Here is an 11,928-nt window from a genome sequence, read left to right as displayed (position 1 = left end):
GGGTGCTTATTGCACGCTGTAGTTGAAGGTGGCGGTGAAGCGTTGCTCGTTACGTCCACCGAAGGCTTGTTCGGGGAACGGCTTGACCTGCTTGATGCGACGCAGGCTATTGGTAGCGGCTCGGTTGAGCAGCATGCTCGGCGCCGGGGTCTGGATTCCGGCATCGAGCACGCGGCCTTGTCGGTCCACCATCAACCAGACCACCACCTCGCCACTGGGGCGTTCGAGAGACGCCTGGCGCCCGGTGGGGTATTGCTTGTACGTGTCCAACTCGTTGCGCAGGCCTTTGAGGTAGCCGCCTTCCAGTGCCTGGCCATCTACTTTGGGTGGCGCCGGCGGGGCAGGTGGCGCAGGTGTCGGCGCAACGGCGGCCTGTACCGGCTTGGCAGCAACCGGCGCCACTGGCGCTGGCGTTGGCGTCGGTTTGGCGGCGACCACCGGCTTGGGTTTGGGCACCGGCTTGGGTTTGGGTTCAGGTTTTGGCAAGGGTTTGGGCGGTGGTGGCGGCGGGGCCGGTTCGGCCTCTTCATCCTCAATCACCGGCGGCGGTGGCTCCTGCTCCACCACGGGCTCGGGCACCACTTCGGGCTCGGGCTCGACCAGGGCAAGTTCAACCGCCGACTCGTCATACTGCGGCTGGATTTTCAGGGGTTGGGACTGGATACCCAGTGCAATCAGCACCAGGGCGATCAGGGCCGGGACACTGCCCAGCAGCCGACGCGCACGAAACAGGGCATACATGATCAGGACTTACGCGTGGCGATGGACACGGAGGTAAAGCCACCCAGGCGCAGGGTGTCCATGACTTCCACCAGGCGCGCAACTTCCACGCCTTTGTCGCTGTTGACGATGATGGTCGACTTGGTATCCGGCTTTTCAGCGGCTTTCAGCGCAGGGACCAGGGCGTCGACCGTGAGGTCCTTGCCATCGAGTTGCAGCTGGCCTTGCAGGCCCAGGGTGAGGATGAATTTGTTCTGCGGCTTGAGTTGCTGCGAGCTGCTGGCGCTGGGCAATTGAGTCTTCATGCCGAGTGCCGGAATCACGTTCAAACTCACCAGTACGAAAAACACCAGGAGGAACATCATCACGTCGATCATCGGGATCAGCTCGATGTGCGCCTTGCGTTTCTTGGGTTCATCCCAGGTTCTCATTCTGTTGCCCCGTCATTGAATTAGGGGCGACACGCTAACAACCAAAAATGACCGAATGGTTAACTTTAATTGACGTTTTGAAGGCTCTAGGACGAGTCTTTCAGGCGTTTTGCCTTGCGGTTTCATGACGTAATGAAACTGACACGAAGGGCGTACATTCTGAAAGAATTTACCTCGAGGGCTGCCCCGTATGCCGACTGCACTGCCTCAAATATCCACACCACGACTTCTATTGCAGGCGCTGGAAATGAGCCAGGCCGAGATACTTTTCAGCCTCGTCAACGAGCCCACCATTGCCGACAACACCGCGAACATTCCGTCGCCCTACACCTTGGAAGTCGCGCAGACGTTTATCGCGCAGATGCAGGAAAAATACCGTGCGGGCGGACTGCTGGGCCTGGGCATGCACCTGCGCGAAACCGGTGAATTGATCGGCATGGTCAGCCTGCGGATCAACGCCCGTCATCACTATGGTCACCTTGGCTACTGGGTGGCGGCCCATCGTCGCAACGCGGGCTACGCCGCAGAAGCGGCGCGTGCAGTGATGGACTTCGGCTTCACCGAACTGGGGTTGCAGCGCGTCGGCAGCCGGTGTTTTGGTCGCAACCAGGAATCGGCGCGGGTCATGCAGAAAATTGGCCTGCACTATGAAGGCTGTCTGCGCGAAGCGTTTTTCAAGAACGGTGTGTACGAGGATTTGCTGACATTCGCCAGCGTGCGCGGCGACTGGGAGCGAGCGTTGTGAGTGGCGCAGTGGATCATGATCGGCGCCGGCTACTCGCCGGGCTGGCGGTTGCCACCGCGTTTTCGATCTTAAGCCCGTTTGCGCGCAGCGCCGGGGTTGATTACCCGTTCACCCTCGGCGTGGCCTCCGGCGACCCGTTGCCGGATGGCTTTGTGATCTGGACGCGCCTGGCGCCGTTGTTCAATGCTGCGGACGGGCGCGGCGGGTTGAGCCGCGCCGTGCCGGTGCGTTGGCGCGTGGCCAGTGATGCGGCGATGACGCGTATCGTCAAGCAAGGCGATGTCATGGCGACTGAGCGGTTTGCCCATTCGGTGCATGTCGAGGTTGCCGGGTTGGAAGCGGGCAGGCCGTATTGGTATCAGTTCGACGGCCTCGGCGCACAGAGCCCGGTGGGCCAGGCACGTACCGCGCCGCCGCTGCACGCCATGGCGGCGGCGAGCGTGGGGTTTGTCTCCTGCTCGCACTGGGAGCGTGGCTACTTCAGTGCCTACCGTCACCTGGCGGCGGAGCAACCCGATCTGGTGTTTTTTCTCGGCGATTACATCTACGACAGCTCGTACGCAGCGGACTCAGGCAAGATCATCCGCCCGCACGGCAGCGGCAATGCCGTGAGCCTGTGTGACTACCGCAACCGCTACGCGCTGTATAAAACCGACCCGGACCTGCAGGCTTTGCACGCGGCAGCACCCAGCGTGGCCACGTGGGACGACCATGAGGTGCAGAATGACTACGCCAACCGCTGGTCCCAGGACCCGAAGATTCCGGTTGAGCAGTTTTTAAGGCAACGGGCGGTGGCGTACCAGGCGTTTTACGAACATATGCCACTGCGTGTCAGCAGTGTGCCGAAAGGGCCGGACATGCGCATTTACCGGCGCCTCGATTATGGTCGGCTGGCGCGTTTTCATGTGCTTGATGGCCGCCAATACCGCTCCGAGCAGCCGTGTATTCAGGCTAACGGCAGTCACCAGGGGCATATCGCCGCCAACACCTGCAAGGACCTGCGCGACCCCGGCCGCACGATGCTTGGCTGGCAACAGGAAGCCTGGCTCGACCAGGGGTTTGCCCAGTCGAAAGCGCAGTGGAATGTCATCGCCCAGGACTTGCTGGTGGCGCCGCTGATCCAGCGTGACCTGACCAGCCATCAGGTCGGGCATTGGACCGATGGCTGGGACGGCTACATGGCCAACCGCTCACGCATGCTGGCGTCCATCACGCGCAATCAGGTCAAGAACCCGGTGTTCTGGGGCGGTGATATCCATTCGTTCTGGACCACTGACCTGCATGCCGATGGTAACAATCCGGACTCGCCTATCGTTGCCACCGAGTTCGTTGGCAGCTCGGTCACCTCCGATGGCCCGCCCTTTGACGCCTTCAGCCAGATCTTGCCGCTCAATCCGCACGTGAAGTTTTTCGACAGTCGCCAGCGTGGGTACGTGTCGGTGAAGCTTGAGGCGTCGAAGATGCTGACGAACTTCCGGGTGATCACTGACCCACGTGACCCGGCGGCGACGGTGTCGACGCTCAAGTCATTTGTGGTGGAGCCGGGGAGGGCGGGGGCGATTGCGGTTTGATGCACAGTGGGGTGTGTGCAGGTTGGGTGTGGCGAGCGGGCTTGCTGTGGCGAGCGGGCTTGCCCCGCGTTGGGCTGCGAAGCAGCCCCCAAAACCTGACAATTACCTCTTTCTGAAAAAATGCGGTGACTGTATTGGGGCCGCTTCGCGCCCCAACGCGGGGCAAGCCCGCTCGCCACAGGAGGCCTTGTCGCTGGAATCTTAGTCGAGGCTGTAACGCACCGACAGCGCGCCCTTTTTCTCCGACAGGGCCAGGATCGTGACGTGGCCCAGTTCGCTCAAGGCTTGCACATGGGTGCCGCCACACGCATAAGCGGGCAATTTGCCGAAGCCGACTTTGCGGGTGCCATCTTCCAGCGTCATCTGGCGCGCGTGGTCCTCGGCGATCCATTGGTTGATCTGCGTTTGAATCGCCTCGGCATCGATGGCTTGCGCCGCTTGCCCGCGGATAAAGGTGATTTTGCATTCGCCCGGCCAGTGATGGGCTTTGATCGGCATCCAGCCCAAGCTTTCCCCGGCATTGCCGATCAGATGCCCGGCCGAATGCAGGCGCGTGTACAGGGCGCGGCGCTGTTCATCGACCCGTGCGGTGATCGGGCCGGGCGCCACAGGGCGGTCAACATAGTGCACGACGCGATCGGCTTCCTGGGTGACGCGCACCACCTGGCTGTCGCCGAGCCAACCGGTGTCGAACGGTTGCCCGCCGCCCTGCGGGTGGAAGAGGGTTGACTGCAGCGTGACGGCAAACTGGTCCTCGTGCGGCGTACAGGCCAGCACTTCAAGCTCGGCGGTCAGGTGGTCATGGGTAAAAAACAGGCGCTCGGTCATCATCTACATCCGCATCAGGGTTCTACGGGCAGTATAAATAGTGCGTAGATGGGTGATAATCCGCTCAATTATCAATGGACCTGTGCGTCATGAGCATCAATCCTCCTCTGCCTCTGCTGGGTGAAATGGCGATTTTCGTCAAAGTCGTGGAAACCGGCAGCTTCTCTGAAGCCGCGCGGCAACTGAGCGTTTCACCCTCGGCGGTGAGCCGCAGTATTTCGCGCCTCGAACAGGCCCTGGCCACGCGGTTGCTGCAACGCACTACACGCAAATTGCGCCTGAGCGAGGGGGGCGAAGAGGTGTTCAAGCGTTGCCAGGAAATGGTCAACGCAGCGCGTTCGGTGATGGAAATCAGCGGCCAGTTTACCCATGAAGCCGAAGGGCTGGTGCGGGTCAGCGTACCCAAGGCGGTCGGGCGGTTCGCGGTGCATCCGCATATGCCGGAGTTCTTGCGCCGCTATCCCAAAGTGGATGTGCAGCTGATTCTTGAGGACCGGCATGTGGACCTGATCGATGACAACGTCGACCTGAGTATCCGCATCACCGACAGCCCACCGCCCGGGTTGGTCGGCCGACAATTGTTGCCCATCGAACATTTGCTGTGCGCGACGCCGGAGTACCTGGCCGAGCACGGCACGCCGGGCCATCCGCATGATTTGCTCGAACACAGTTGCATTTACCTGGGCGAAACCCCGGGCGATTCGCGCTGGAAATTCCGCCAGGGCGGCAAAGCGGTGACGGTCGGCGTGCGCGGACGGTATGCGGCGAATCACACCGGGGTCCGGCTGGATGCGGTGTTGCAGCATGTGGGCATTGGCAGCTTGCCGTACTTCACTGCGCGGCATGCGTTGGAGGAGGGGCGTTTGGTGCAGGTGTTGCCGGCGTGGGATTTTATTGCCTCTTATCATGGCGAGGCGTGGTTGCTGCATTCGCCGACGCGGTATCTGCCGCCGAAGTTGCGGGTGTTTATCGATTATCTGGTCGAGTGTATGGCACGCGAACCGACACTGCGTCGAAGGTAGGGAACGCGGTTAAAAGGTGGGAGCGGGCTTGCTCGCGAATGCGGTGTGTCAGTCGCCAAAAATGTTGATTGATCCGCCGTATTCGCGAGCAAGCCCGCTCCCACATTTAGTTCGGTTGTGGCCTGCAGATCAGTGCTTGCTCTGGTCGTGCGGCATGGCCAGCAGCTGCTTTTCCTGGTTCCAGTCGAACGGTTCGTCGTTCTGTTCGGCCTCGAAGCGACGCTCTTCCAGGGCCTGGTACAGGTCCAGTTCTTCATCCGGCATGAAGTGCAGGCAATCACCGCCAAAAAACCACAGCAGGTCGCGTGGCACCAGGTGGGCGATTTGCGGGTAGCGCAGGATGACTTGGCTCATCAGGTCCTGGCCCAGGTACTGGCTCTCGATCGGGTCGATCGGCAGCAGGGCGCGCAATTCGTCGAAGCGCTCCAGAAACAGGGTGTGGCTTTCCTCGGGCACCTGTTCGGCTTCGCCGACGGCAACCAGGATGCTGCGCAAGTGGTCGAGCAAGACGAGATGATCGGCAACGACGTTGGACACGAGATAAGTCCTCTAAAGCAAAAACGGGCGCGAGAGTATATAGCTCAAGCGCCCGTTTTTATATGACCGCTGGTATCAGCGGACTTTACCCTCAGCCTGGGTCAGCTCTTCCTTGCTGAAATCATCCACGTCGATCACCTTGCGCCGTGCAGCTTCGGCGTCGCGCAGGGTTTGCGCTTCGCCCGGTTGCAGCACGCCGGCGTGCAGGGCGGCGTCGATGACGTGTTCGCCAGCGGTGGGTTTGACCTGACCACTTTTGAGCGCCGCGTGGAGTTTTTTCTGCAGCGGGTGGCTGGCACCGAGCAGGTCGTAGGCGTGTTGCAGGGCGCCGACCGGGTCTTCTGCCGATTGCGGGCGGTAGCAGCCCGCCAGCAACTCTTCGAGGGTCGGGTCGCCTTTGGCACGCCCAATCACCGCGGCCACCTCGGCGTCCAGTGCATCGGACGGTCCGGTGTGGCGGCGCCCGAACGGGAACACGATGACCCGCAGCAGGCAACCGAGCACCCTGTTAGGGAAGTTGCTCAGCAGCTCATCCAGCGCACGCTCCGACTCGCCAAGGCTTTCTTCCATGGCCCAGGCGAACAGCGGTTCCAGATGGTCCGGCGAATCCAGGTCGTGGTAACGCTTGAGCGCCGCCGACGCCAGGTACATGTGGCTCAGCACATCGCCCAGGCGTGCCGACAGGCGTTCGCGACGTTTCAACTCGCCGCCCAGCAGCATCATGCTCAAGTCAGCGAGCAGGGCGAACGCAGCAGCCTGACGGTTCAGTGCGCGGAAGTAACCCTGGCTCAGGCGGTTGCCCGGCGCTTTCTCGAAGTGACCTACGCCCAGGTTCAGCACCAGCGTACTGGCGGCATTGCTCACGGCAAAGCCGATGTGTTGCATCAGCAGGCCGTCGAATTCCTTCAATGCCTGATCGCGGTCTTCGCGGCCGGCCAGGGCCATTTCCTTGAGCACGAACGGATGGCAGCGAATCGCGCCCTGGCCAAAGATCATCAGGTTGCGCGAAAGAATATTCGCGCCTTCCACGGTGATGAAGATCGGTGCGCCTTGCCAGTTACGGCCCAGGTAGTTGTTCGGGCCCATGATGATGCCCTTGCCGCCGTGCACGTCCATGGCGTGGCTGATGCATTCGCGGCCGCGCTCGGTGAGGTGGTACTTGAGAATGGCCGACAGCACCGAGGGTTTCTCCCCCAGGTCGACTGCATTGGCGGTAAGCATGCGTGCGCTGTCCATCAGCCAGGCGTTGCCGCCGATGCGCGCCAGGGCTTCCTGGATACCTTCGAACGCCGACAGCGGCACGTTGAACTGCTCACGCACTTGGGCGTATTGGCCCGTTACCAGGCTGGTGAACTTGGCTGCACCGGTACCGACCGCAGGCAGGGAGATCGAACGGCCCACCGACAGGCAGTTCATCAGCATCATCCAGCCCTTGCCGAGCATTTCCTGGCCGCCGATGAGGAATTCCAGGGGGATGAACACGTCTTTGCCGGAGTTGGGGCCGTTCATGAACGCAGCGCCCAGCGGCAAGTGACGACGGCCGATTTCGACGCCGGGGGTGTCGGTCGGGATCAGCGCCAGGCTGATGCCCAAGTCTTCTTTATCGCCCAGCAGGTGGTCCGGGTCATGCGCCTTGAACGCCAGCCCCAGCAGGGTCGCGACCGGGCCGAGAGTGATGTAGCGTTTTTCCCAGTTCAGGCGCAGGCCAAGGGTTTCCTTGCCTTCCCATTCACCTTTGCAGATCACGCCGGTGTCGGGCATGGCGCCGGCGTCGGAGCCGGCCAGTGGGCCCGTCAGCGCAAAGCATGGGATGTCATCGCCACGCGCCAGGCGCGGCAGGTAGTGGTTGCGTTGCTCGTCGGTGCCGTAATGCAGCAGCAGCTCGGCCGGGCCAAGGGAGTTGGGCACCATCACGGTGGATGCCAGGTCGCCGCTGCGGGTGGCGAGTTTCATCGCGACCTGCGAGTGGGCATAGGCCGAGAAGCCCTTGCCGCCGTATTCCTTGGGAATGATCAGGGCGAAGAAGCCGTGGGTCTTGATGTGCTCCCAGGCGGCGGGCGGCAGGTCCATGGCCTGGCCGATTTCCCAGTCGCTGACCATCGCGCAGAGTTCTTCGGTGGGGCCGTCGATGAAGGCCTGTTCTTCTTCGGTCAGTTGCGCCTTGGGGTAGGCCAGCAACTTGTCCCAATCGGGGCGGCCGCTGAACAGTTCGCCATCCCACCACACGGTGCCGGCATCAATCGCGTCGCGCTCAGTCTCGGACATCGGCGGCAGGACTTTCTGGAACCAGCTGAACAGCGGCTTGGTGAAGTATTGACGACGCAGGTCGGGCAGCAGCAAGGGCAGGGCCACGGCGGCGATCAATACCCAGAAGATCAGCAGCAGCCAACCCGGTGCGTGGCTCCAGGCGCCCATCGCCAGCAGGTAAACGGCGACCACGCCCAGGGCGGGCAGGGGCGCGGTGCGGCGGTGTGCCAAGTAGGCAATGCCGACCACCAGAACCAGTATCCACAACAACAGCATATTCAATCCTCCGTGAAACCAGGGGCGAAACCACCATGGAGCTTAGTCGGCATCCGAAAAAGCGCGGTGATCAGGGTGTAACGAGTTGTACGCGAAGCACCGACCGCCAGGCGCCGACATTTGGCCGAATCGTCGTTATCTCTGCGCCAGACCAGTCGTTAGACTCAAGGCTTCCTTCGGAGATAACGCGCATGGATACGTACCTGAGTCCCAGCCGCTTCATCGATAGTGACCACCCTGCGGTGGTGGAGTTCGCCGAAAAACATCGCGGCCCGAGCGCGGATTTACGTGACCAGGCAGTCAGTCTTTATTACGCCGTGCGTGAGGCGATTCGCTACAACCCTTACACCTTCAGCCGCGACCCAGGCACCTTGAGCGCCAGCTTTGCCCTCGCCGCCGGTGAGAGCTATTGCGTGCCCAAGGCCACCCTGCTGGCCGCCTGTGCCCGCCACTGCGGCATCCCGGCACGCATCGGCCTGGCGGACGTGCGCAATCACCTCTCGACACCGCGCCTGATCGCCCTGCTCAAAAGCGATGTGTTCGCCATGCACGGCTACACCGAGTTGTACCTGCGTGGCCGTTGGGTCAAGGCCACGCCGGCGTTCAACCAGCAGCTGTGCGAGGTGTTTGATGTACCGCCGCTGGAATTCGATGGGATCAACGACAGCGTGTTTCACGCCTTCAACCGCCAGGGCCGGCGCTCGATGGAGTACGTGCGGGACCACGGGCAGTTTTCCGACGTGCCGGAGGGGTTTTTCTTCGCGCATATTCAGCAGTGTTACCCGCACCTGTTTGCCGAGGACATGCCGACCCTGCTGGGGGACATGCAGAGCGATTTAAGCCGCGCCTGAACCGGCGTATGCTGCTGCGTTCATCAAGCCATGTTCATCAACGATAAGGCGCGGTCATGCTGAAAATCTGGGGTCGTAAAAATTCATCAAACGTCAGGAAAGCACTGTGGTGCGCCGAGGAACTCGGCCTGGACTATGAAGCAATTGATGCGGGCGGGGCATTTGGTGTGGTCGATACACCGCAATACCGCGCGCTGAACCCCAATGGCCGGGTGCCGATGATCGAAGATGGCGACTTTGTGCTGTGGGAGTCCAACACCATCGTGCGTTATCTCTGCGCCAGGCAGGCGTCGAGCTGGTACCCAAGCGACCTGCAAGCCCGGGCCAATGCCGAGAAGTGGATGGACTGGACCACCTCGACCCTCGCCGAACCGTTCAAGGCGGTGTTCTGGGGCATCCTGCGCACCCCGCCGGAAAAACAGAACTGGGACAGCATCAATGCCGGGCGCCAGGCCTGTATCGACGCATTGAGCACCGTGGATAAAGCCCTGGCAGAGCAGCCTTACCTGTCGGGCAACGACATTGGCATGGGCGATATCCCGCTCGGCAGCTTTATTTATGCCTGGTTCGAAATGCCCATCGAACGGCCTTCGATGCCCCATCTAGAGGCCTGGTATCACCGTCTGCAGCAACGGCCGGCGTACCGTAAAGCGGTGATGACCGCGTTGACTTAATACCCACTATTAATACGGGTGACTGTACTTGTGCGGCGCGGGCAAGCACCATGCCTGTCATGCGCCGCCGTTGAACTACCTGGGCTGCGCCCTCATCTACTGTTTCTATTCCCTTCTTTGGTGCGTATTCCGATATGAGTTCCGCTCTGTCCATCCGGCAGCTAACCAAAACCTACGGCAACGGTTTCCAGGCCCTGAGTGGTATCGATCTGGATGTTGCTGAAGGTGACTTCTTCGCTTTGCTCGGCCCTAACGGCGCCGGCAAATCCACCACCATCGGTATCCTCTCCACCTTGGTCAACAAGACCAGCGGCACGGTGAATATCTTTGGTCATGACCTGGACAAATCCCCGGCGGCGCTCAAGCGTTCCATCGGCGTAGTGCCCCAGGAATTCAACTTCAACCAGTTCGAAAAGACGTTCGACATCGTCGTGACACAGGCTGGCTACTACGGCATCCCGGCGAAAGTCGCCAAGGAGCGCGCCGAGCAGTACCTGACCCAGCTGGGCCTGTGGGACAAGCGCGACGTGCCTTCGCGTTCGCTGTCCGGCGGCATGAAGCGCCGCCTGATGATCGCCCGTGCGCTGGTGCACGAACCGCGCCTGCTGATCCTCGACGAGCCCACCGCAGGTGTGGACATTGAGTTGCGTCGCTCGATGTGGACCTTCCTCACCGAGCTGAACGAGAAGGGCATCACCATCATCCTCACCACCCATTACCTGGAAGAGGCTGAGCAGCTGTGCCGCAACATCGGCATCATCGACCACGGCACCATTGTCGAGAACACCAGCATGCGTAACCTGCTGGGCCAGCTGCATGTGGAAACCTTCCTGCTCGACCTGAAAAACAACCTGTCGGTGGCGCCGCAGCTGCTTGGCTACCCAAGCCGACTGGTCGATGGTCATACCCTGGAAGTCCAGGTGGACAAGGCCATGGGCATCACGGCGTTGTTCACCCAATTGGCCGCGCAGAATATCGAAGTGCTGAGCCTGCGTAATAAAACCAATCGCCTTGAGGAGTTGTTCGTGTCCCTGGTGGAGAAAAATCTGGCGAAGGTGGCGGTATGAGTTCCGAACTGCAACCCAACCTTGTCGCGCTGCAGACCATCGTCTACCGCGAAGTGAAGCGCTTTACCCGGATCTGGCCGCAAACGCTGCTGCCGCCGGCGATCACCATGGTCCTGTACTTCGTGATCTTCGGTAACCTGATCGGCCGCCAGATCGGCGACATGGGTGGCTTCACTTACATGGAATACATCGTGCCGGGCCTGATCATGATGTCGGTGATCACCAACTCCTACGGCAACGTGGTCTCCAGCTTTTTCGGCAGCAAGTTCCAGCGTTCCATCGAAGAATTGATGGTGTCGCCGGTGTCGCCACACACCATCCTGATCGGCTACACCCTGGGCGGTGTGCTGCGTGGCTTGATGGTGGGCGTGATCGTGACCTTGCTGTCGCTGTTCTTCACTCACCTGCAAGTGCATCATCTGGGCGTCACCATTTTGGTGGTGGTGCTGACGGCGACGATCTTTTCGCTGCTGGGCTTTATCAACGCGGTGTTCGCGCGCAACTTCGATGATATTTCGATCATCCCGACCTTCGTGCTGACACCACTGACCTACCTGGGCGGGGTGTTCTACTCCATCACCTTGCTGCCGCCGTTTTGGCAGACTGTGTCGCTGGCCAACCCGGTGCTGCACATGGTCAACGCCTTCCGCTACGGCATCCTGGGCGTGTCGGATATCAAGATCAGCGTGGCAATCACCTTCATGCTGGTGGCCACCGTGGTGCTGTATGTCGGCTGCGCGCGGTTGCTGGTGAGCGGGCGCGGGATGCGAACGTAAGCAGTCAGTTGGAATAAAAAAAGGCCTCTTTATGAGGCCTTTTTTATGGAGTGCACGAAAACCGTGTGGGGGCTGGCTTGCCTGCGTTCGGCCAGCGTGGTTGACGGGGCCTGTCAGATCAAGATCAAAAGCAGAGCACGGCGGCCTGAAAGCCGACCTGAGTGGTAGAAGCAAAAGCAGGGC

General features: G+C 61.1%; 12 protein-coding genes. 7 read left to right on the top strand and 5 right to left on the bottom strand.

Annotated elements, in window-relative coordinates; genetic code table 11:
* Window positions 1–6 precede the first annotated feature (6 nt).
* Window positions 7–741 carry an energy transducer TonB gene (locus tag L8K08_RS00445; RefSeq protein ID WP_119735549.1) on the bottom strand — a complete coding sequence of 245 codons (735 nt, stop codon included), beginning with the start codon at window positions 739–741 and terminating at the stop codon, window positions 7–9.
* 2 nt (window positions 742–743) lie between these two features.
* Window positions 744–1,151, bottom strand: coding sequence for a biopolymer transporter ExbD (locus L8K08_RS00440; protein WP_145166068.1), 408 nt, complete (start codon window positions 1,149–1,151; stop codon window positions 744–746).
* A 190-nt stretch (window positions 1,152–1,341) separates the two neighbouring features.
* On the opposite strand from L8K08_RS00440, the gene L8K08_RS00435 reads away from it, so the two are divergent.
* Window positions 1,342–1,896 carry a GNAT family protein gene (locus L8K08_RS00435; protein WP_242193650.1) on the top strand — a complete coding sequence of 185 codons (555 nt, stop codon included), beginning with the start codon at window positions 1,342–1,344 and terminating at the stop codon, window positions 1,894–1,896.
* Window positions 1,893–3,467, top strand: coding sequence for an alkaline phosphatase D family protein (locus L8K08_RS00430; protein ID WP_242193648.1), 1,575 nt, complete (start codon window positions 1,893–1,895; stop codon window positions 3,465–3,467). Before L8K08_RS00435 ends, L8K08_RS00430 begins: the two co-directional genes overlap by 4 nt.
* Window positions 3,468–3,668: 201 nt before the next feature.
* Here the strand turns inward: L8K08_RS00430 and L8K08_RS00425 are convergent, their stop codons facing one another.
* Window positions 3,669–4,295, bottom strand: a complete 627-nt coding sequence (locus tag L8K08_RS00425) for an alanyl-tRNA editing protein (RefSeq protein WP_242193646.1) — start codon at window positions 4,293–4,295, stop codon at window positions 3,669–3,671.
* Window positions 4,296–4,384: 89 nt separating this feature from the next.
* Between L8K08_RS00425 and L8K08_RS00420 the strand changes: the two genes are divergently transcribed.
* Complete coding sequence (locus L8K08_RS00420) at window positions 4,385–5,317, top strand: LysR family transcriptional regulator (protein ID WP_242193644.1); 933 nt, start codon at window positions 4,385–4,387, stop codon at window positions 5,315–5,317.
* 129 nt (window positions 5,318–5,446) lie between these two features.
* Here the strand turns inward: L8K08_RS00420 and L8K08_RS00415 are convergent, their stop codons facing one another.
* Window positions 5,447–5,854: a PA2817 family protein gene (locus L8K08_RS00415; RefSeq protein ID WP_145166063.1), complete on the bottom strand. Its 408-nt coding sequence runs from the start codon at window positions 5,852–5,854 to the stop codon at window positions 5,447–5,449.
* Between the two features lie 75 nt (window positions 5,855–5,929).
* Window positions 5,930–8,377, bottom strand: a complete 2,448-nt coding sequence (locus L8K08_RS00410) for an acyl-CoA dehydrogenase (protein WP_145166062.1) — start codon at window positions 8,375–8,377, stop codon at window positions 5,930–5,932.
* 191 nt (window positions 8,378–8,568) lie between these two features.
* Here L8K08_RS00410 and L8K08_RS00405 point away from each other — a divergent pair, with 191 nt between their 5' ends.
* From L8K08_RS00405 to L8K08_RS00390, 4 genes are all read left to right on the top strand, one after another.
* Complete coding sequence (locus L8K08_RS00405) at window positions 8,569–9,228, top strand: transglutaminase family protein (protein WP_119735554.1); 660 nt, start codon at window positions 8,569–8,571, stop codon at window positions 9,226–9,228.
* 56 nt (window positions 9,229–9,284) lie between these two features.
* Window positions 9,285–9,902 (top strand): glutathione S-transferase, encoded by a 618-nt coding sequence (locus tag L8K08_RS00400; protein WP_145166061.1) that lies wholly within the window; start codon window positions 9,285–9,287, stop codon window positions 9,900–9,902.
* Between the two features lie 134 nt (window positions 9,903–10,036).
* A complete protein-coding gene (locus L8K08_RS00395) occupies window positions 10,037–10,969 on the top strand; it encodes an ABC transporter ATP-binding protein (protein ID WP_145166060.1) in 933 nt (310 codons plus the stop codon).
* On the top strand, window positions 10,966–11,745 hold the full coding sequence (locus tag L8K08_RS00390; RefSeq protein WP_058420148.1) for an ABC transporter permease: 780 nt from the start codon (window positions 10,966–10,968) through the stop codon (window positions 11,743–11,745). The genes L8K08_RS00395 and L8K08_RS00390 overlap by 4 nt, the downstream gene beginning before the upstream one ends.
* Window positions 11,746–11,928: the final 183 nt, after the last annotated feature.

The organism is Pseudomonas sp. TREG-RG-20F-10-E-6-01 (genome assembly GCF_022662455.1).
GTDB lineage: Bacteria > Pseudomonadota > Gammaproteobacteria > Pseudomonadales > Pseudomonadaceae > Aquipseudomonas.
The sequence above is the reverse complement of the archived record's forward strand: the minus strand, read 5'-3'. Positions and strand labels throughout refer to the sequence as shown.